Source organism: Caulobacter sp. CCG-8 (assembly GCF_037402475.1).
GTDB lineage: Bacteria > Pseudomonadota > Alphaproteobacteria > Caulobacterales > Caulobacteraceae > Caulobacter.
This window is the reverse complement of record NZ_JBBEUD010000023.1, coordinates 64,576-85,920: the sequence shown is the minus strand read 5'-3', so window position 1 is coordinate 85,920 and position 21,345 is coordinate 64,576. Positions and strand designations below refer to the sequence as shown.

Annotated in this window: 14 protein-coding genes and 1 pseudogene; 4 read left to right on the top strand and 11 right to left on the bottom strand. The window is 69.2% G+C overall.

Translation table 11 applies throughout. The features are described 5' to 3' along the window. Positions 1–73: 73 nt before the first annotated feature. Positions 74–922 (bottom strand): aldose 1-epimerase, encoded by an 849-nt coding sequence (locus WAE60_RS20120; protein WP_337688230.1) that lies wholly within the window; start codon positions 920–922, stop codon positions 74–76. Positions 923–1,058: 136 nt separating this feature from the next. On the opposite strand from WAE60_RS20120, the gene WAE60_RS20115 reads away from it, so the two are divergent. Beyond that, on the top strand, positions 1,059–2,234 hold the full coding sequence (locus tag WAE60_RS20115) for a CoA transferase (RefSeq protein ID WP_337688229.1): 1,176 nt from the start codon (positions 1,059–1,061) through the stop codon (positions 2,232–2,234). Then, the gene (locus WAE60_RS20110) at positions 2,231–3,340 is read left to right on the top strand and encodes a CoA transferase (protein WP_337688227.1); all 1,110 of its coding nucleotides are present in this window, start codon (positions 2,231–2,233) and stop codon (positions 3,338–3,340) included. Before WAE60_RS20115 ends, WAE60_RS20110 begins: the two co-directional genes overlap by 4 nt. 161 nt (positions 3,341–3,501) lie before the next feature. Here the strand turns inward: WAE60_RS20110 and WAE60_RS20105 are convergent, their stop codons facing one another. The 5 genes from WAE60_RS20105 to WAE60_RS20085 are packed head-to-tail and all read right to left on the bottom strand — an operon-like array spanning position 3,502 to position 8,565. Next, a complete protein-coding gene (locus tag WAE60_RS20105; RefSeq protein ID WP_337688225.1) occupies positions 3,502–4,944 on the bottom strand; it encodes an efflux transporter outer membrane subunit in 1,443 nt (480 codons plus the stop codon). Between the two features lie 17 nt (positions 4,945–4,961). Continuing rightward, positions 4,962–5,870: an efflux RND transporter periplasmic adaptor subunit gene (locus tag WAE60_RS20100; RefSeq protein ID WP_337688222.1), complete on the bottom strand. Its 909-nt coding sequence runs from the start codon at positions 5,868–5,870 to the stop codon at positions 4,962–4,964. A gap of 2 nt (positions 5,871–5,872) precedes the next feature. Further along, complete coding sequence (locus WAE60_RS20095; RefSeq protein ID WP_029911945.1) at positions 5,873–6,082, bottom strand: DUF1656 domain-containing protein; 210 nt, start codon at positions 6,080–6,082, stop codon at positions 5,873–5,875. After that, entirely contained in the window at positions 6,082–8,091 is a 2,010-nt protein-coding gene (locus WAE60_RS20090) for an FUSC family protein (RefSeq protein ID WP_337688220.1), read from the bottom strand. Before WAE60_RS20090 ends, WAE60_RS20095 begins: the two co-directional genes overlap by 1 nt. A gap of 12 nt (positions 8,092–8,103) precedes the next feature. Continuing rightward, a complete protein-coding gene (locus WAE60_RS20085) occupies positions 8,104–8,565 on the bottom strand; it encodes a MarR family transcriptional regulator (protein ID WP_337688218.1) in 462 nt (153 codons plus the stop codon). A 142-nt stretch (positions 8,566–8,707) separates the two neighbouring features. On the opposite strand from WAE60_RS20085, the gene WAE60_RS20080 reads away from it, so the two are divergent. Then, entirely contained in the window at positions 8,708–9,721 is a 1,014-nt protein-coding gene (locus WAE60_RS20080; protein ID WP_337688216.1) for an SMP-30/gluconolactonase/LRE family protein, read from the top strand. 142 nt (positions 9,722–9,863) lie between these two features. Then, positions 9,864–10,703 (top strand): outer membrane beta-barrel protein, encoded by an 840-nt coding sequence (locus WAE60_RS20075; protein WP_029911933.1) that lies wholly within the window; start codon positions 9,864–9,866, stop codon positions 10,701–10,703. Positions 10,704–10,777: 74 nt separating this feature from the next. Here WAE60_RS20075 and WAE60_RS20070 read toward each other — a convergent pair. From WAE60_RS20070 to WAE60_RS20050, 5 genes and pseudogenes are all read right to left on the bottom strand, one after another. Further along, positions 10,778–11,083: pseudogene (locus WAE60_RS20070) on the bottom strand (DUF1244 domain-containing protein); the annotation flags it as partial. A gap of 93 nt (positions 11,084–11,176) precedes the next feature. Then, a complete protein-coding gene (locus WAE60_RS20065; protein ID WP_337688212.1) occupies positions 11,177–12,772 on the bottom strand; it encodes a TolC family outer membrane protein in 1,596 nt (531 codons plus the stop codon). Beyond that, entirely contained in the window at positions 12,766–13,356 is a 591-nt protein-coding gene (locus tag WAE60_RS20060) for a hypothetical protein (RefSeq protein ID WP_337688210.1), read from the bottom strand. Before WAE60_RS20060 ends, WAE60_RS20065 begins: the two co-directional genes overlap by 7 nt. 9 nt (positions 13,357–13,365) lie before the next feature. After that, entirely contained in the window at positions 13,366–13,818 is a 453-nt protein-coding gene (locus WAE60_RS20055) for a toxin-activating lysine-acyltransferase (protein WP_029911922.1), read from the bottom strand. A 98-nt stretch (positions 13,819–13,916) separates the two neighbouring features. Further along, positions 13,917–21,344 carry a DUF4214 domain-containing protein gene (locus tag WAE60_RS20050; RefSeq protein ID WP_337688207.1) on the bottom strand — a complete coding sequence of 2,476 codons (7,428 nt, stop codon included), beginning with the start codon at positions 21,342–21,344 and terminating at the stop codon, positions 13,917–13,919. Between the last annotated feature and the right edge of the window lies 1 nt (position 21,345).

Below are 21,345 nucleotides of genomic sequence, written 5' to 3'. Positions count from 1 at the left end.
CCCTCCCGCACCTGCGGCGGACAAAGGGGTCCCGGGCACAAGGCCCGGGATGACCGCGTGAAATATATGGACGTCAGCTGGAGCTGACGTTCATCCACACCGACGCCGTCTCGCCCGGGGCCAGGACCTTGATCCCGCTGTCCTGGCCGTTGAACGGGTCGGGGCGGTTGGCCACCGGCTCGGCGCAGACGAAGTCGGCGCCCGGCGGCGAATAGACGTGCAGCCAGCGGCAGTCGGGCGAAGCCGTCAGGGTCGTGCTCGCCCCGCCCGGCGCCGACAGGGTCGCGACGCCGTTCCAGCCCGTGTAGCAGTTGTCGATCAGTTCGGAGACCGCCGTCGGCGCGCCGGCCGCCCAGTCCGAGCGCCAGGGGCCTTCCACCCGGGTGGTCGGCAGGCAGTCGTCGTCGATCAGCCAGACGCCGGTCACGCCGGCCTGCAGCCGCTCGCCCTCGCGGGCCGGGAAATAGGGGTGGAAGCCCAGGCCCACGGGCATCGGTTCGGCCCCGGTGTTGGTCACCGTCAGGTCCTGACGCAGGCCATGGTCGCCCAGGACGAAGCGCTGCTCGGCGCGCCAGGCCCAGGGCCATTCGCCGGGGGCGTGGTCGAAGGCCAGCACCGCCTCGGTCTCGCTCGCCGACACGACGGTCCACGCCCCGCGCCAGGCCTGGCCGTGCAGGGCGTGCGGGTGGTCGCCAAGGTTCGGGGCCAGGGCCACGTCATGGCCACCGAAGCTGAAGCGCCCGTCGCGGATGCGGTTGCAGAACGGGACCAGGGCGAAGTTGCCGGTGTCCAGCACCTCGCTCGTCCCCGCCGGCGCCGGGCGCAGCACCTCGCGGCCGTCCCAGGTGAACCGGACCACGCTGCCGCCCAGGGCGGGCGAGAGCTCGACGCGGGCGCGGGCGGTCTGCAGGACGACGGTCATTGAGGCCTCGATGCGAAAGCGGAACGCGGCCTGCCTACGCATATCGACCTGTCGAAACAAGCGCCCTTCCCCGACGGCGCCCTCTAGGCGCGGCGAGACCCGCGTCGCATCATCCGCGAAACTTAAGGCGGAGCGGATGAACAGACCCCTGGACGGCGTGCGCATCGTGGCGGTCGAGCAGTACGCCGCCGGTCCCTACGGCACCCAGCTGCTCAGCGAGCTGGGCGCCCAGGTGATCAAGATCGAGGCCCCGTCCCTGGGCGGCGACATCAGCCGCGGCCTGGGCCCCTATTTCCTGGGCGACCCTTCCTCTGGGGGCGACAGCCAGTTCTTCCAGACCTTCTCGCGCGGCAAGCAATCGGTGGCCCTGGAGATCAAGACCCCCGAAGGCCGCGCCGACTTCGAACGCCTGGTCGCCGGCGCCGACGCCGTGGTCAACAACCTGCGCGGCGACCAGCCGGAGAAGCTGGCGATCCGCCACGAGGACCTGAAGGCGATCAATCCCGCTATCGTCTGCGCCCATCTGTCCGCCTACGGACGGGGCAACAGCCGCGAGGCCTGGCCGGGTTACGACTATCTGATGCAGGCCGAGGCCGGCTTCATGACCCTGACCGGCGAGCCCGACGGACCGCCGGTGCGGTTCGGCCTGTCGATGGTCGATTTCATGACCGGCTCGGTGTTCGCCCTGGGGATCGTCTCGGCGATCCTGAAGGCGCGGGCCGGCGGCGAGGGCTGCGACGTCGACGTGTCGCTGTTCGACGTGGCCTTGCACCAGACCTCCTATCCCGCGGTGTGGGCGATGAACGAGGGCCACCAGGTCGGCCGCCCGCCGCGCGGGGCCCATCCGTCGATCAGCCCCTCCCAGCGGGTGAAGACTAAGGACGGCTGGGGCATGCTGATGTGCCAGACCCAGCGCTTCTGGGAGACGTGGTGCGACATGGTCGGCCGGCCCGAACTGAAGGCCGATCCGCGCTTCGCCGACATGCCGTTCCGCCGCGCCAACCTGGACGCCCTGACCCCGATCGTCGACGCGGTCATGGAGCAGCGGACCGGCGCCGAGTGGATGGCGTTCCTGGGCGGCCGCGTGCCGTTCTCGCCGATCGCCGACCTGGCCGACGCGCTGGACAATCCGTTCGTGGCCGAGGTGGGCATGCGCGACCGCATCGACCATCCGGCTCGGCCCCAGGGCCTGGAGATGCTGGCCTGCCCGATCAAGGTCGACGGCCGCCGGATGCCCGCCGCCCGCGCCCCGGCGCTGGGCGAGCACAACGACCTGCTGCTGGCGCCCAAGATCGCGGGGAGCGGCCGATGAAGCTCGACGGCGTCAAGGTCCTGGACCTTTCCCTGTTCCTGCCGGGGCCGATGCTGACCCTGATGATGGCCGACCACGGGGCCGACGTGATCAAGGTCGAACCGGTCGGCGAGGGCGAGCCCAGCCGCCACATCGGCCTGTCGACGGGCGGCCAGACGGTCTGGTTCCGCAACACCCATCGCGGCAAGCGCTCGGTGCAACTGGACCTGAAGAGCGCCGAGGGCCAGGCCGCGTTCTGGGCGCTGGCGGCCGAGGCCGACGTGCTGGTCGAGGCCTTCCGGCCCGGCGTGGTCGATCGGCTGGGCGTGAGCTACGAGGCGGTGAAGGCGGTCAATCCGGGCATCGTCTACTGCTCGATCAGCGCCTTCGGCCAGGAGGGCCCCTACCGCGACCGCCCGGCCCACGACCTGGCCGTCGAGGCCCTGGCCGGGCTGGTGGCGCTGAACGAGGGCCAGGACGGCAAGCCGGCCATGCCCGGCCTGATGGCCGCCGACGCCCTGGCCAGCCTGACCGCCCTCTCCGGCGTGCTGATGGCCCTGCTTCGGCGGGAGAAGACCGGCCGGGGCGACCACCTGGACGTCGCCATGCTGGACAGCCTGATGGCCTGGACGCCCAACGCCACCGGCCCGGTGTTCGCCGAGGGCCGCGCCAACGTCCCCAAGGCCGAGCGCTCGTGGGGCGGGGCGGCGATGTTCAATCTCTACGAATGCGCCGACGGGAAGTGGATCGTGCTGGGCGGCTCGGAGGTGAAGTTCGCGGCGAACCTACTGGAGGCGCTGGGGCGGAGCGACCTGCTGGACTATGCGCGCCTGCCGCCGGGGCCGGGCCAGGAACCGCTGCGGGCCTTTTTCCGCGAGACGTTCCGTACACGGACGCAGGGCGAATGGGAGGCCTGGTTCGAGGGGCGGGACGTGTGCTTCGCGCCGGTGCGGTCGTTGAAGGACGCGTTCGACGATCCGGCCGTGGCGGCACGGAGGATGATCTCGCGCGACGCCGAGGGGAACGCCGTGGTGGGGACGCCGATCCAGTTCCGAGAGGAGCCGGGGCGGGTGGAGCCCAAGGCGCCGGGGTTGGATGAGCACCGTGGCGAGGGGTGGCGCACCTAGGCGTAGGATCGCACCCACTTGCCCCCTACGGACCGCTTCGCGGTCGTCTTCCCCCATAGGGGGAAGAGCGCTCCAGCGCGAAGGCTCCGCCCCCTACGGGGGCGGACAGGCGACGAAGTCGCCAGGTGGGGGCAAGTGTTCGCCGGCAGAGCCGCTGCGCCCTACCGCGCCGCCGCCACCACCTTCACCGCCGGCGCGTTCTCCCAGCCCCCGCCGAGCGCCAGGAACAGGTTCACCTGATCCGCCGCCAGCGCCCCGTCCGAGGCCGCCAACGCGGCCTCGGCGGAAGCGAGCGTCCGCTGGGCGTCGAGGCCCGTCAGGTAGGGGCTCTTGCCGGCGCGGTACAGCGTCTGGGCCTGGGCCTCGGCCGTCGCGGCCTCGTCCCGCGCCGATCTCAGGGCCGCGTTGCGATCCAGTTCGTGGGCGTAGACGGTCAGGCTGGTCTCGGTCTCGCGCAGGGCGTTCAGCACCGTGCCGTCGAACCGCGCCAGGGCCGCGTCGGCCCCGGCCTCGGCGCCGCGGATGCGGGCGTGCTCGCCTTCGCCCGGCAGGGTCCAGCTGATCAGCGAGGTCAGGCCCCAGCGGTTGGCGGGCGCCGTGCCGATGTCGGCCAGCAGACCCGTCGAGCCGCCGCCCAGGCCGAACGAGACGCTGGGATAGAGGGCCGCCGTCGCCACCCCGATCCGCGCCGTGGCCCCGGCCAGGCCGCGCTCGGCCGCGCGGACGTCGGGCCGGCGCTTGAGCAGGGCCGCGCCGTCGCCGACCGGCAGGGGCTGGGACAGCTTGGGCGGGCTGACGCAGGCCTCGACCTCGCGCGGGAACTGAGCCGGCGTCTTGCCGGTCAGGGTCGCCAGCCGATAGAGCGCCGCGCGGCGGCGGCTCTCGAACGTGGGCAGGGCGGCGCGCGACAGGTCCAGCTGGGCCTTGGCGCGGGTGACGTCCAGGCTGGTCCCGCGACCGGCGGCGACCAGCTTGCCGGTGACCTCCAGCGAGCGGGTCTGCAGGTCCACCGCGCGCTGGGCGACGGCCAGCTCGTGGCCGCTGGAGCAGGCCTCGACATAGGCCCGAGCGACGTCGGCGGCGACGCTGACCCGCGCCAGGTCCAGGGCCGCCTGCCCCGCCTCGGCGTCGGCGTGGGCGGCTTCCGAGGCGCGCTTGATCCGCCCCACCAGGTCGACCTGGTAGGAGACCTTCACGCCGACGTCGGCCAGGTTCTCGACCGGCAGCTGCTCGGCCAGCAGGAACTGCTCGCCCGACTCCCGCGAGTGGGCGGCGGCGGCCGAGGCGGAGGCCGAGAAGCCGCCGGCGTCGTCGGCCTCGGCGGCCACGGCGTGGGCCCGGGCCAGGTTGGCGGCGGCGACCCGCAGGTCGGTGTTGGCGGTCAGAGCCTCCTGCACCAGCTCGTTCAGGACCGGGTCGTCATAGAGCTTCCACCAGCCCTCGGGCACGGGGGCCTGGCTGACGGCGGGGTTGGCGCTCTCGAGGAAGGCCCCCTGGGCCGTCGGCGCATTGACCTTGGCGGCGGCCGGGACCTTGTAGTCGGGGCCGACCGTCGCGCAGGCGGCCAGGGCCGACAGCGAGGCGGCGGCGATCAGGATACGCATGACGCGCTTTTGCGGGCTCATCGGCCGGCTCCCGTCGCCACACCGCGCCCGTCCGCCTGGAGGACCGCCACCGTGGCCGTGCGGCCGGCGATCAGCCGCAGGTCGGCCGGGGTCTGGTCCAGGGCCACCCGCACCGGCACCCGCTGGGCCAGGCGCACCCAGCTGAAGGTCGGGTTGACGTTGGGCAGCAGGTTGGCGCCGGCCACCCGGTCGCGGTCCTCAATGCCGGCGGCGATCGACTGGATGTGGCCCTTCAGCGGTTGGGCCTCGCCCATCACCCGGACGCTGACCGGCATGCCGATCCTCAGGCCCGACAGCTTGGTTTCTTCAAAATAGCCCTCGACCCGGAACGAGCGGCTGTCGATCAGGGCCAGGACCGGCTTGCCGGCCGTGACATAGTCGCCGGTGCGCAGGGTCAGGTCCGACAGGAAGCCGTCGGTGGGGGCGTAGACCACGGTGCGCTCGAGATTGAGCTTGGCGACGTCGCGGGCCGCGTCGGCCTGGGCCAGGGCGGCCTGCGCCTGTTCGACCTTGGAGGCGCTCTGCTCGGTGCTCTCGGCCGCGACCAGCTCGCCCAGGGTCCGGTTGCGGACCAGTTCGCGGCGGGCCTGGGCCAGGGTGGCCCGGGCGGCGGCGACGTTGGCGTCGGCCTGGCGCAGGGCCAGGGCGTAGCGCTCGCGGTCGACATAGAACAGCGGCTGGCCGGCCTTGACGGTCTGGTCGTTGACGGCCTCGACCCGGGTCACCAGGCCCGAGACGTCGGGGGCCACCTGGACCACGTCGGCGCGGACGCGGCCGTCGCGGGTCCACGGATCGACCTGGTAGTGGGTCCACAGGGCCCGCCCGCCGACCACGGCGGCGGCGACGACGGCGGCGGTGACGGCGAAGCGGGCGCCGGTCAGCAGGACGGTTTTCAGCTTGGACATGGTCAGAGATCGATCGGCAGGGGGGCCGCGATGACCGCGGCCCAGAGGATGACGAACAGGGCGGTGTCGAAGAGCGCCGGATGCCAGACGAAGCGGTAGGCGCCGGCCCACGACAGCACCCGCCGCAGCACGAAGGCGGCGGCCAGGGCGATCAGGGCCGAGACGAGGACGGAAGACAGCAGGACGCCGTCGAGGTTGATCTCGCCGATCATCAGGCGGGCTCCATGACGAGGTTCGGCGCCGGGGCGTCGGGGAACAGGTTGCGGCGCAGGCCGACCAGGCCGGTCACGCCCTGCACCTGGGCGTCGGACGTCGCGCCGGCCACGTCGCGCAGGGCGGCGTCCAGGCGCGTCAGCAGGTCGGCGTCGGGCGGCGGGGTCCGGCCGGCGGCCAGGGCGGCGAAGCGCTCGCCCACCCCGTCCAGGGCGGCGTCGAGGCTGGCGCGGGCGAGGTCGGGCCGGGCGGCCTGGACGGCCACCAGGTTCATGCCCACCCGCAGGTCGCGCAGGGCGTCGACGCCGACCAGGTCACCCCGCGAGCCGGTCTCGGCCAGCTTGGGGGTGAGCAGGCCCAGGCGGTCGACCAGCACGCCGGCGAAGGCGGTGGGCTCGGGCGCGGCGTTCGCCCGGGCCAGACGGGCCAGGCCCGTCCAGGTGCGGCCCAAGAGGCGGCGGGCGCTGGCGTCGGCGCCCATCGAGCGCAGGCCGGCCGTGACCATGATCGCCGCCAGGAGGCCGACGAACTGGCCGAGATTGCCGTTCAGGAAGCTCGCGAAGTCGGCGCTGAAGCTCTCCTGCAGAGCCATGGCATTGGCGAAGCCCATGATCACCGCCAGGGCCGCGCCCATGGTCTTGGGATTGGGGATGTAGAGGCCCAGGAACACCAGCGGCGGCGCCATCACCGCCAGCAGCAGCGGGAAGCCGTCGATCGCCGGCAGCACGGCGAACATGTAGAGCGCGGCCAGCGGCAGGGAGAGCAGCGAGAACAGGCCGAAGTTCTTGATGGCCGGCACGGGGTCGTCCATGGCCGCGAAGAAGCAGCAGAACACCGCGCCCATCACCGGGGCCGCCGCGCCGTCGCCCCAGCCCAGGCCGATCCAGGCCGCGCACGACAGCAGGATGGCGATCACCGCCGCCCCGCCCGACAGCAGGGCCAGGGGCAGGTCGGCGTGCAGCTTGCGGCGGCCGGCCGTGGCGGCGGCCGCCTCCAGGGCCGGCGACAACGGGGCGTCGGGGTCGCACAGCCGGACCATCAGGGCGTGGGCCTCGCCCAGGGCCCGGACGGCCTCGGAAAGGCGGACCAGCAGGCTCTCGATCAGCAGGCCCGACCAGTCGGCGTCGCGCCGCGCGCCGGCCAGGGCGTCCAGGCGCTCGACCAGGGCCAGGCCCGGCTCGCGCGGGGCGCCGGCCTCGATCCAGGCGGCGACGGCGTCCAGCGCCTCGCGCACGACGGCGTCTGAAACGTCCTTCAGCGCCTCCATGCGGTCGGCCAGGCCCGACAGCAGCGGGATCAGCAGCAGCATGCGGTCGTGGAAGGCCCGCACCGCGCCGGTGGTCTCGCGCAGCCGCGAGGTGTCGAACGGCAGGTGGACGGCGAGCAGGTGGATCTCGCTGGCGGCGGCGGCCAGGTGGCGGCGGTCGCGGACCAGGGCGTCGGCGCCCTGCCCCTTCAGCACGTCCAGCGCCCAGCGGTCGGCCTCGCCCAGCCAGGCGGCCAGGCGCTGGCGCAGCACGGTCCCGACCGGACGCGGGAAGACCAGGCTATGGACCAGGGTTGCGCAGAGGATGCCCAGGCCGATCTCGATCACCCGCGAGACGGCGACCTCGAAGATGCCGCCCGGCTGGTTCACGCTGGGAAAGCCGATGATCGCGGCCGTGTAGCCGGCCAGCATCAGGATGTAGGAGCGCGGCGTGCGGTCCAGCAGCGACACGGTCAGGCAACCGCCGACCCACAGGGCCATGGCCAGGCACAGCAGGACAGGCGCGTTGACCAGGTTGGGCACCATGGCCACGGCGGCGGCCGCGCCCAGCAGGGTGCCCAGCAGGCGGTAGACGGCCTTGGAGCGCACGGCCCCGGCCAGCGGCTGGCTGACGATATAGGCGGTCGTCATCGCCCAGTACGGCCGGGGAAGGCCCAGGGCGAAACCGATGTAGAGGGCGAGCATGGCCGCCGCGAAACTGTTCACCGAGAACAGCAGCGTCCATCTGTCGAACTTGGGCATGGCGGAGCGGCCTCAGCCCTCCTGCCGGTGGGCGGCGTCGAGGGCCGCCTCGAAGATCGCGAAGGTGCGCACCGTGGCGGCCAGGTCCTCGGCGCTGACCCCGGCCAGCAGGCGCGTGCGCACCTCCTGGACGGCGTCCTCGACGATCACGGCCAGGGCGTCGCCCTCCGGCGTCAGGTGCAGGGTCTTGGCGCGGCCGTCCTTCGGGTCGTCGCGACGCTCGACCAGGCCGGCGGCGCATAGCTGGTCGAGGATGCGGACCAGGGACGGCCCCTCCACCCCCAACTCCTCGGCCAGGTGGCCCTGGCGCATGCCGCCGCCCGAGCGGGCGATGTGCAGCACCGGCAGGGCGCGGGCGTCCGACAGGTCGTGCTCGGCCAGGGCGCGGTTGACCTCGCGCCGGTAGATCCGGGCCAGGCGCAGCAGCGAGCCGGTGAAGGCGCGTTCGTCGAGAAGGCGTGGGGTCAAGGTCATGGGATTCTAGATAGGTAGCTTGCTATCGATATTAGATAGCATCCTATCTAGATTATGACAAGGCTGTCAGTGAACAGTGGCGCTCGCGGCCGACGCGAGGCACAACAGCGGGGTCGAACCGTCGGAAACCAGGAGCGCCGCCGTGAACCCCACCTCCCCGATGACCCGCCGCGGCGCGGCCGCCGCGATGCTGGCGCTCGCCGCCGCGCCGAGCCTGGCGCGCGCCGCGATGCAGACCTTCCCCGTGGTCGGCCGGGTCGAGCGCCTGGACCCGGCCCTGGACGCCCTGGTCGACGCCGATGCCGTGGTCGAGCAGGTGCTGGACGGCTTCACCTGGAGCGAAGGCCCCGTCTGGGTCGGCGGCAAGGACGGCTTCCTGCTGGTCTCCGACGTGCCGGCCAACAAGATCCTGCGCTGGACCCCGGCCGGCGGCGGCGCGATCTGGCTGACGCCCTCGGGCTATGCCGGCCCCGAGACGGGCAGCCTGCGCGAGGCCGGTTCGAACGGCCTGATCCTGGCGCGCGGCGGCCTGGTGATCGGCGACAGCGGCAACCGCTGCGTCTCGCGCATCGACCTGAAGACCCAGAAGAAGACGGTGCTGACCTCGAGCTTCGAGGGCAAGCGCTTCAACAGCCCCAACGACCTGGTCCTGGCCCGCGACGGCGCGATCTATTTCACCGATCCGCCGTGGGGCCTGAAGGGCGACTGGACCTCGCCCTACCGCCAGACCGACTATTCGGGCGTCTATCGCCTGGGGACCGACAATGTCGTGACGATGATCGACCGGACGATCGAACCCAACGGCATCGGCCTGTCGCCCGACGGCAGGACCCTCTACGCCACCGACCGCAAGTCCGGCTGGGTGGCCTGGGACCTGGACGCCAAGGGAGCGCCCACGGCCCGCCGGCAGTTCGTCGACCGCGCGGCCAGCGGCATCGACGGCGGCGACGGCCTGAAGGTCGACAGGGGCGGCAACCTCTGGGCGTCCAGCAAGGACGGGATCTCGATCTTCACCCCGGCCGGCAAGCGGATCGGGATCATCCGGGCCGACGACGTGATCTCCAACTGCGAGCTGGCCGCCGACGGCCATCTCTACATGTCGTCCAACCACCGCGTGATCCGGGTCAAGGTGAAGGCCCGGAAGCTGGCGTTCTGACGGGGCGCGCGGCGGAGCCCGGCGAAGCTCCGGACAAACCCCGCGCCCCGCTAATGTAAAATCCCGACGGGAATTGAGAATTCTCCCGATTGGTTCATGGCCCCTCCACGCTCAGCTTGACGGGTACAAGCGGAGACACGCCATGCCCCGATCGTCCACGAAGACCGGCTTCCTGACGACGGGGGCGGCGATCGGCGCGGCCTTCCTCGCCATGGCCTCGTCCGCCCATGCCCAATCGGTGGACGATCGCTACTGGCTGCAGGTGCAGGCCTTCTGGCCCGACATCGACACCACGGTCGAGGTGTCCAACACCGCCGGCACCCGGGGCACGCAGATCGACCTGGAGTCCGACCTCAAGCTGAGCGACCGCAAGTCCCTCCCCGCCCTCTTCGGCGGGGCCAGGATCGGCGATCGCTGGACGGTGATCGGCGAATACTACGCCCTCAACCGCAACGCCTCGACCTCCGCCAACCGCGATCTCACCTTCGACGACGTCACCTTCCCGGCGGGCGTGACCATCGACAGCGAATTCAAGACCGATGTCTATCGGGTGGCGGTCGGCTATTCCTTCGTCAAGAACGACAAGGCCGACCTGGGCGTCGTGGTCGGTCTGCACGTCACCCAGTTCACGGTCGGGCTGAAGGGCCAGGGCCATGTGGGCGGGGCCGCGCTTTCGACCGAGAACCGCAAGCGCGACGCCCTGGCGCCCCTGCCGACGGTCGGCCTCTACGGGATCTATCAGGCCACGCCCAAGATCACGCTGAACGGGCGGGCCGACTACCTGTCGCTCAAGGTCTCAGACTATGACGGCCGCCTGGTCAACCTCCAGGCCAGCGCCGCCTATCGTGTCTGGAAGAACGTCGACATCGGCGTCATGTACCGCTACGTCGACTACAACCTCGGCATCGAGAAGGACCGCTGGAACGGCGAGGTGTCCTACACCTTCAAGGGTCCGGCCCTCTTCGCCCAGGTCGCCTTCTAGCGCGTCGGATCGGTCATCGACGGCGGATCGCTGGCCGGGAAGCTTTCGTCCAGCGCCTCGTCCAGCCGCGCCTCGCGCTCGGCCCGCAGCCGCTCGTTCAGCGCCACGCTGGCCTCCATCCGCGCCAGCTGCTCGGGCGTCGCCGGGCCCTGGTGGCGCGCCTTCCACTCGGCCTGAGGCATGCCGTAGACCGCCTCGCGGGCTTGGTCCTTGCTCAGCGCCCCCTCCGACGCCTCGCTGACCCAGTCGCCCAGGCAGTTGCGGCAGAACCCCGCCGCGCCCATCAGGTCGACGTTCTGGACATCGGTGCGCAGGCGCAGATGCTCGACCAGCCGGTGGAAGGCGGCGGCGGCGAGACGGTCGTCGATGGGATGGGTCATGGTCGTTTGCTCGGATTCGTCCTGAGCTTCATTTGGCCGCTCAGGACCCGAACGGCAACACCGCCGCCGACACGGACATGCCGGGCGCGGTCCTCATCGCTCGTACCCGACGGTTCCGGGAATGGGCGTGGTTCGGCTGTGCTCGCCCAGGGGGCGGTCCGCCGGCCCGTTCGCCGACCCTTCGACGAGCACCGGCGGGCCGACGGGCGCGGGCGGCTGCTCCAGGGACACCGACCCGGCCTTCGAGGCGAAGGCGCGGTCCACGACGCCGACCAGGCCCTCCCACGGCACGGCCCCGTCCGATTTCACGGCGCGCAGATGGGCGGACGGGTCATAGAGCGGCGCGCCCTGCGTCAGCGCGCGCAGCTCGAGGCGACCGGTCTGGCGCAGCAGGGCCGCCTCGGCGACATAGGCGTCCCGCCGCGACCCGAGCAGGGCCAGCTGCGCCTCGCGCAGGTTCTGTTCCGCCACCAGCACGTCCAGGGTCGAGCGCTGGCCGACCCGGAACTCTTCGCTCATGCCGTCGAAGGCGATCTGGGCGGCGGCGACCTGGGCCAGCTGGACCTTGATGTTGGCGCGCCCGGCGGCGGCCTGGTTCCAGGCCGAGAGCACGTTCTGGATCACCTGGCGCCGCGCCGCCTCCAGGCGCAGCCGGTCCGCGCCGTTGCGGTTCAGCGCCTCGTGGTAGCCGGCCTGGTAGGCTCCCCCCGCATAGAGGGGCTTGGTGATGGAGATCGACGCCGTCCAGGCCACGTCCTGGTCCTGGGCGTAGAACGGCGCCAGCTCGCCGGTGGAGCCGTAGCTCGTGCGCGCCGAGACCGCGAGCCGGCCGGCGCTCTTGGCCAGGTCGGCCTGGCGGCGGCTCTGCTGCTCGGTGAGCTTGGCCTGGGCCAAGTCCGGATTGTCCGCCTCGGCCAGGTCGAAGGCGGTCTCCAGCTGGTCCGGCAAGAACGGCAGCTGCGGCTCGGGCGCCAGCTCGCCGGGCCCATCGCCGACCAGGGCGGCGTAGTTCGCCCGGCTGGCCTGCAGCTGGACCTGCGCCAGCGTGATCTGCGTCCTGACCGCTTCCAGCTGGGCCTGGGCCTGGGCGACGTCGGTGCGCGTGACCTCCCCGGCCTCCTGGCGGGCCCGGACGATGTCCAGCTGGCGCTCCAACGCCGCCAGGTTGGCGCGACGGACGGCCAGGCTCTCCAGGTCGCGGCGGACGTCGGCATAGGCGGCGATGACCTGCAGGATCAGATCCCCCTCGGCCCCGCGCAGCGCCTCGCGGCCGGCGCGGATCCGTAAGGCGGCCAGATCGACCGCCCCGCTGGCCTGGCCGCCGCTGTAGAGCGGCTGCTCGATGACGATCTTGGCCTGCCCCTGGTTGCTCTCCAGGCGCCGCCCCGCCAGGGGGTCCGCGACGAGGCGCAGGGCCTGGGTGGCGTCGCCGGCCCGGTTGTCGGCGTAGTCTCCCGTGATCTGCAGCTCGGCCGACGGTCGCAGACCGGCATGGGCCCGGACATAGGCGTCGTCCAACGCCCGCAGCTCGTAGCGCTGGCTCTGCAGGGTGGGGTTGGATTGGTAGGCGCGGGTGATGGCCTCGACCAGCGTATCGGCCCGCGCGGGAACGACCGAGGCGGCCAGCATCGACAGGGCGGCCGTGGCCACGCCCCCGACCGCCATCCAGCAGGGGCGGGCGGCTACCATGCCGCGCGCGAGAAGGCGGCCGGATCGGCGCAGCCGTTGGCGCGGGCCGCGGCCAGGGCCTGTTCGAAGCCCTTGAGGTGGAAGCGTTTGGGCGCGACGTCGCGGTCGGCGCGGATCGTCACCGTCCGGGCGCCGGCCAGGATTTCCTGAGGGATCAGCACCACCCCGCCGGTGGGGTTGGCCAGGCTGCCGCCCTCCAGCGACACCCGCCGGGCGATCAGGACCGGATAGTCGTCGCGCCACGGTCGAGGCGCGGCGTCGTCGACGCTGTACCAGGCCTGGGCGACGTCACGGTCGCGATCCAGATGAAAGCCGAGGACCCCGTCGGCGTAGGAAATCCGCCCCTGCCCCAGGCCGGACGGCGCGAACAGCCGGCAGCGCGTCAGCCCCGTGAAGCCGTCGCGTTCGATGCGCATGTCCCAGCCGGCCAGGTGATAGGCCTTTGTCCGGATCTTGTAGCCCGCCCGGCGGCGCATGCCTTCGGTAGGCAGCCCGATCGCGTGCGGCAGGGAGACGTGCGGCGCGGCGAACGACGCTTCCCCCAGGTGCAACGCCCCGGCCAGGGCGACGGAAGCGAAAACCATGTCCGGGTCTTAGGCCTGGCCCACCAGCGCGGGATAGACGCTGACCCGCCGCTGGCCGTCCGGACCGACGGTGTGGAACTTGAACGGCGCTCCGGCGAAGACGTTGGTCGAGAGATCGGCCAGGATCTCGTCGGTCGCGCCGAACGGCGCGACCAGCTCGATCAGCCACAGGTTCTCGCCGCCCTTCCATTCGTCGGGCCGAAGCTTGTGGGCCCCGCCTTCCAGCCGCGCCTGGGTATCGTCGGAGACGAAGGCCCAGAACGCCACCGCCGCCGGACTGTTGGGGCCGTTCCAGACCCGGAACTGCTCCAGCAGGATGGCCGGCATGGCGAACCATTCCAGGTCGCCGATGAACAGCGACTTGTGCACGGGGGATTGGGTCATCAGCCAAGTGATTTCGCCCAGCACCTGCGACACCGTCTTCTGCGGCGCCGCGACTTGTCCTTTGGCCTCCTCGGCCATGATCTCAACTCCAAGACCTGTGCCGCCCGGCGAAGACGCCGGGCGACGAAAATAGGGATGGTCCAATCGACCGTTATGCGGGTCCTAGCAGGATCGCATCAGGACGCCAGGGCCAGATTGGTCGCAGCGGGCAAGTTCGTCTGGCCGGCGGCGGCCAGGACGGACGAGGCCTGGGCCGCGTCGCGGTTCCAGATCGCCGCCGAACCGCCGGTCTGGCCGCCGAACCCGGCCATGGCCTGGCGCAACAGCATCTGCTGCTGCAGCAGGGCCGCGCCCTCGCCCGCCGAACCCGCGTCGGGCGCGGAGCCGCCCGGGCCCTGGTCCATGGCCGCCAGCAGCGCCGCCAACGACCCGGCGCCGGCCAGGCCGTCGCCGGTCTCGCCGCGCCACCAGGCCTGATCCTGGCCGATGCCCGCGCCGGACGAGACCAGCCCGTCGACCGGCTCGCCGGCCGCGACGCCGCCGAGGCCGCTGGACGCGACGCCGAAGTCCACGCCCAGCCCGCCGGGCGCGCCCTGGCCGCCGGCGGACGACGACGAGGCCGGCGCGCCGGCCGAAACCCCGGTCGCGGCCTGGGTCAGCCCTTGGGCGACCAGGTCCGAACCGGCCTGGGCCCCGCGCCTCAGGGCGTTGCTCAGCGACTGCTGCGACGAGATCGCCTTCAGCCCCGCCAGGTTTTTCTGGCCGTCCATGCCGCTGGCCTGACCCGACAACCAGGCGGCCTGCTGGGAGGCGTCCATCTTCTTCCAGCGCTTGGCGATCGCCGCATCGACCTTGTCGTGGTCGGAGAAATCGACCTGGGCGGCGGCCTTGACCTCCGCATAGGTCGCGCCGAGCTTGTCCAGCAGCCCCTTCTTGGCCTTGATCCGGGCGGCCTTGGCCGCGGTCTTGGGATCGTTGAGCAGCTGGCCCAGCACGCCGTCTTCGTCGCGCGCGCCCCACTCGGCCTGGTACTCGCCGGCGTAGAGGCCTTCGGAGCCCAGCACGCGTCGGGCCAGCGCCACGTCGTAGCCCGCGCCCGTGCGCCCGTCGGCCCACACGAAGCTGAGGGTGTTCTGCACGAAGCTCTCGGTGGTCATCTCGCGCGTATAGCCGGTGGCCGTTCCGCCCAGATTGATCGCCACGATGCCCGCCTCTTCGAGCGTGCGCAGTTCCTTGGCCGTGGAGCGTCCGTTCTGGTTGGCGTCGACAAACAGCAGGATCTTGGAGAAGTCCTTGTCGGCCTTGTCCAGCACGCCGTCGCCGTTGGTGTCCCAGGTGCGCAGGCCCTCCAGGTCGCTGGTCGCGCCCGGCTTGTCCTGCACGAACGAGATCTCCGACAGGGTGTTGATCGCCCCGTCGCCGTTGCGATCGACCGCCAGGAAGCCGTCCGTGGGGCCCACCCAGCCGATCTTCGACAGCCCGCCCTGGGCGGTCTTGACCACCACGCTGGAGCCGTCGACCGACGAAAGGTTCAGCCCGTCGCCGTCCAGGTCCAGGGCGATCGGGTAGTAGTTGTCGTAGTTGACGTAGGTCTGCCGGGTCCAGTTGATGTCGAGCTTGCGCAGGTCGATCGAGGTCCCGCCCGCGATCACATACTCCACGCCGTTGACGTAGGCCGTGCCCGTCTCCTGGCCGTAGGGATCCGTCTCGACCCACTGCACGCCGCCCGCCGCGATCCTGACCCGATCGGCGACCTGCGAAGCGGTCAAGGCCGCGTTGGTCGCGTCCTTGGCCCCGATATAGAGGTCGTTGCCCACGACTTCGTAGATCACGTCTTCCGCCGCCACGGTCGAACCGAACACCAGGGTGTCCTCGCCGCCGACGTCGATGATGGCGTCCACGCCGTCGCCCCGGTCATAGGCGTACTGGTCGTCGCCGCCCGAGCCGTAGAGGCTGTCGTTCCCGAGGCCGCCGACAAACACGTCGCCCGTCTGGTCGGTCTGGTTCGCCTGGACGCCGTAGATCCTGTCGTCGCCGTTGTAGCCGAAGATCAGGTCGGCGCGGTTGGCCGCCCCGTAGAGGCTCAGATTGGCGCTGTCGTCGCCGGCCATGGCGAAGCTCAGGGCCCCCACGTCGAGCTGGGCGGCGCCGTTGAGGTCGATCGACTTGAGCTTGTTGTTGCCGGCGATGGGATAGGCGCCGAAGTTGGCGACCATCCGGATGACGTCGCTGGTGCCGCGGACGCCCACGTCCAGCCAGCCGCTCGCGCCGCCCGAAGCCCCGATCCACAGGTCCGAGAACTTGACGTTCTCGCCGAAGCTGAAGGTGTTCCAGCCCTGGTTGTCCTCGGTCACCGTGTCGGAGCCGTCGCCGCGGTTCAGCACATAGGTGTCGGCCCCCGCCCCGCCGGCCAGGCTGTCATTGCCCGCCCCGCCCACGAAGGTCTGGTCGCCGTCGCCGGCCGACAGGCTGTCGCCGTAGGCCGTGCCGACCACGCCCTCGACACCGATATAGGTCTGGCTCGCGGCCAGGCCGGTATAGCCGTAGCCGTTGGTCGTCCCGGTCGGGGTGTAGCCGCCCAGGTACAACGAGACGCCCGACGTCGCCGCCGAATAGTCGACGAAGTCCTTGCCGCCGCCGCCCATATAGACGTCGGCGCCCGTGGTCGCGACAAGCCAGTCGTCGCCGTCGCCGCCGTCCAGCCAGTTGTCGCCGCCGTCGTAGCCCTTCAGCTGGTCGGCGAACTTGGAGCCGCGCACGGCTTCCATCCCGCTGAAGACGTCGCCGTCCGCGTCGCCGCCAAAGGCCTCGCCGGTGGAAAGGTCGATATAGACCCCGGCCGATGACCCGGCATAGCTGAGCCAGTCGTAGTCGCCCTCGCCGGCCATGCTGTCGGCGCCGGCGCCGCCCTCGATGGTGTCGTTGCCGCCGCGCCCCCAGATCAGGTCGTCGCCGGCCGAACCCTTCAGGACGTTGTCGCCCACCGTGCCGTAGAGCCGGTCGTTGTAGAGCGACCCCGTGGCGTTCTCCACGCTCAGCAGGCCCTCGCTGGTGATCCAGGCGCCGGTCACCGCATTGACGACGAAGGCTTGACGACTGGCGGCGTTGGCCGCGGTGGCGTCGGGGTGGCTGGCGGTCCAGTCGCTCGGTCTGTAGTCGAGGTCGAAACTGACGCCGACGGTCATCCGTTCGGCGCTGATCGTGTCCTTGCCGGCCGGATCGCTGGCGGCATCGAACGTGCCGCCGAGGAACCAGTTGAAGGTGGCGTCTGTGGCGATCAGGAACGTGTCGTCACCATCCTCGCCCAGCAGGCATTCCGACCCCTGGCCATCGGCCAGTGTGTCGGCGCCCGCCCCGCCATAGGCGGCGTCCGCCCCGTCGCCGGCCGCCAGGTAGTCGTCCCCGCCCTCGCCGAAGAGCACATCATTGCCCGCGCCGCCGATCAGGACGTCGTTCTGGTCGCCGCCGTAGAGGACATCGTCGCCCGCCCCGCCGTCCAGCCAGTCCCAACCCGAGCGGCCGTACATGAGGTCGCCGCCCGAGCCCCCGATGAAGATGTCGTCGCCGCCGTCGGACTGGATGTAGTCCTCGGTCGGCGAATTGTACCAGCCGCCCTCGTAGGGGTCGTACTGCCAGTTGTCCTGCCAGATGACCTCGGTGTGCTGATCGTCGAGGGTCATCGGCCCGTCATTGGCCGACCAGACGACATCCGAATTGCTGGTGCCCTGGGCGCCGGTTCCGTTGCTGAAGCGATAGCCGCCGGCGTAGTTCATGGCCCACGGGAAGCTGTCGATCGTCACCGACTGGCCGTCCTTGGAGGCCGTCGGCATCATCGAGAACAGGTCCAGGCCCTTCTCGTCGATCCAGGTGTTGGCGAGCAGGGTCGCGTTGGTGATCAGCTTGTGTTCGGCCGATTCCGAGAAGCCGAGCAAGGCGTCCACCCGGCTCATGCCGCCGTTCAGCAGGGCCACCCAGCCGTTGCCCGCGTCCGCCGGACGATGGAGGATGTTGGTGTACATCCAATCGACGAACTGGGCGTTGTTCAGGCTGTTGGCGCCGCTGAGCGCGAATTCCGCGCTGTTGTAGAAGATCGTGGCGATGTCCTTGAGGCTGGAGCCGTTCCGCACCATCGCCGTGTGGGCGTCGAAGCCCGCCCGGTCCGGAGCCCGCCGCAGGATCGCGTCATAGAGCCGCCAGACCTGGGCGGCCGCGCTCTCGACGTCGGTGACCTTGGTCAGCCCCGAGGCGCCGATCTTGACCTGCCAGTTGCCGTTGTCGCGGAAGTAGATGTCCTCGAACGCCACGCCATGACCGGAAAGGTCGAAGCTGGAGAGGAAGCCCTGGAGACCGCCGTAGAAGTCGGACGGGGTCCACTTGTTGACTCCCAACTCATCGACACGGGCGAACGTCACCACGTACCCTGCCGTAAAGGCCGAGTTCGGCGCAGCGGCCATGGCCCCATTGATCGCTACTCGGTTGGCGAGATAATCGACGTAATCGGCTGCGACCTGAAGATCGCCAGCCATAACCTGCAGGTTCGTCGCGTGCGACAAAGCGATCGCTCGCTTGAGGAACAGGTTGCCGCCGACGATCTTAGTGTTACGGATCGCGGCCAAAACGCCCAAGTCAACGGCCTCATCGGCCGACGCAACGTTAGTCTGCGCACCGTTGATCTTGACGTAGATTTGATTGCCGGTGTGGCCGTACGTCTGGGTGGTGGTGACGCCGTTCAGATTAGATACGTACGTCTGATCATCGTCATAGGCCACCATGCCGATCAGGCTATTGAGCGTGTCTCGCGCTGAGGTCGCCATAGACGTGACCAAGTCACGATTGCCGCCGTTGGCTACGCTAATCGCGCCCAAGGCATAGTGAGCATATGGGATCTGCAAATCTACGTAGGCGCTGGCGGTTGGAATCTTGGGCTTTTTCTTACCAAACAGGTTGCCGATCAGCGCGCCGAGCACGAAGCCGATAAGAGAACCCAGTCCCGGCACTACGAAGTCGCCGAGATGCCCCATCGACGCCGCGAGCGTAGCAGCCCAGGTTCCAATTGCCCCCGCTGAAGCTGCCCCCGCAGCGCTGAACATGTAGGCGCCGACGGAAGACGCGATCGACGACAGCGCAACGCCCGCCTGGGTCTGAGGACTGACGATCATCGAGCCTAGCTTGGCGCCGAGATACGATCCTATGGCCGATGATAGAGCCCCACCTTTCCAAGCCTGAGGATCGAGTTTCGAAGCGTCCAGACTAGCGGCATTGCCCCATAGATCGGTCGTGGAGAACCCATTGAGGAGATTTGCTCCCGCGACATGGTTGACCATATCGGTGGCGTTGTTGAGCAGCGTTCCGAGGACCGTTGCGCCGGTCGTCTGGAAGATTTCAGCGCCGAAGCCGCTTAGACCGAGCGCATTGCCTAGTTGCAATGTCAGAGCGCTGCTGACGCTGCCGATGGCCGCTCCCTGAAACGCCTGAGCGAGATTCGAGGAAATCGAACCGGCGACCGTGTTGGCTCTTTGCAGAAAGCTTTGCGACGCATCCAAAGTCAGCGAGCCGTCGACCAGAGCGCCCACCGTGCCGCCGATGCTGCTCAACAACGTCGAGGCCGCGACCGAAGCGAGCGGATCTCCGTTACCGATAATATTGCCTAAGGATGACCCGATCGTCGACAGGATCGCTGACATCTGAGCTGGATAAACGAGCTTCCAGTTATAGTCAGCGGATAGGTCAATCGACTTTCCGCCGTAATCACCCTTGCCGCCTTTTAGTTTGAATACCTGCTTTGTACCGTTCTTGTAGAGCGCGGTATAAGAAATAGCATCTGTAATGCCGTCCAGATTAACGTCAGCAGCATTCATCGTGATGATGACGCCATCCGCAGTTTGACCTTTAACGTTACTGTAAACGCCCGTGGAAGGATTATAGGATCCTTCGTCTATGATTGTCGCGCCCAGCAGCGCCATTAGTTCTTGGGCGGAATCGTTGTGGACTCGCAAGCCGCCGGCGACATAGGTGTGCAAGCCTTCAACAGTCAGGTTGTAGGTAGCCCAAACCTCGAGATCGACGGGCGCACCGCTGGTCCCGGATAGATGGTTTGCCACCGACACCTCCCGCCAATCGACCGACCGCACAACACCCGAGACGTCCACCAATCGGCGACCGGCCTCGAGCACGTCCTCGACACGGTCGAACGAGCCATCCTCGGTCAACACATAGTGGCCCGGAGTGATCAGCGTCCGCCCATCGATCAACAGGAAACGCTCCGTCGTGTTGACGTGCAATTGCTCTACCCGCCGCGCTTCGAGGGGACCAAGCCCGTCAAACGCCATGACAAGGTCGCCGACCTGCAGCATTTCGATGGCACGCTCGCTGCCGTCGGCCATCAGAACAGGTGTTCCTGCGGCAAAACAGTGGGGCGGCGGCGCTGTCTTGAAGCTCGCCACGGCCATGGTCTTCAGGGCGTCAAACTGGGCTCGATTTGCAGGAGCCTTAGCCGGATCAGCCTGAACCATCTGGTCCATCCGCGCGGCCGTCGTGCGCGCGGTTTGATCAGGCATTTTGAACGAGCCCGCCGCGAGCGTGTCGCCGTGAAACAGCGCGGGGTTGGCGATCTCAAGCGCCGTTTCGGGAACACCCAGAAGATTGGCCCACTGCGAGACCGTTCGTGGCGTTGAATTCGGTTGAACGACGAGGGTCAGGACGCCCAGATTCGACTTCATCTGGAAGCCGCCGCCAAGATCGTTGACCAAGCCATCAACGAAGGTCTGAAAGCCGTTTTTGACGTTGTCGATTGCCGTTTTGCTGCTGAACTTATCGGCGTCCATACCCTTGATGCCGGCACTGATCAGCGAGGCGTTCGCAACAACGCGCGATAAAAGCGCAGTCGCCATCGCCGCGCGATCCGTGGCTGTAGCGCCATTCGGGTAGATGGCTGGATCGCTCAGCCGAGCATTGATGATCGCCTGCGCCGACTCCTGAAAGCGAATTTGTAAGCCTGCGCTATATTTTCCAGAATTTCCATCGTGAACGGACGAATACATCCAAGCCATTTGGACGGCAAATTCAGCGACATCATTTGTCGTCAACGGCTTCGCCAGAGCACTGTAAATCGTTCCAGAATTATAAGCTTTGCTCATAAGCTGGATTTTTTCAACAGATCCGGTATTGAACTGCGCAACCAGCGCCCCACCAAGACTGTAATTGTTGTCGATAGTCTGGATCTTACTGAGGAAGGTCGCGTCGTACTGCGACAGCGAACGCCCCAGCAGCGCGTCCGCCTGGGCGGGCGTGACGAGGTCGCCGCTCGCCGGGTTGACCGCGGCAATCATCGCATCGGTGCTGACCAGCCCAGCCCCCCAATCCAGTATTGCCTTCTTCTGTGCTGCGGACAGGGCGATGCCGACTTCAGGCGCAGTGAAATCGTCAATGATCGATTGCGCATTATTGCGTCGGCTCGAGATATCGTAGCCAAAGGCGAAATCGACCTTCGCGCTTCCTGCAGCGTGGCTGATCCGTCCCTTCAGGCTTTCCTTCGCCTTGATCAAAGCCTTCAACTGGCTCTGATAGTCCTGAGCAGAAAGTTTGTGGGTTTGATAGACGCTCATG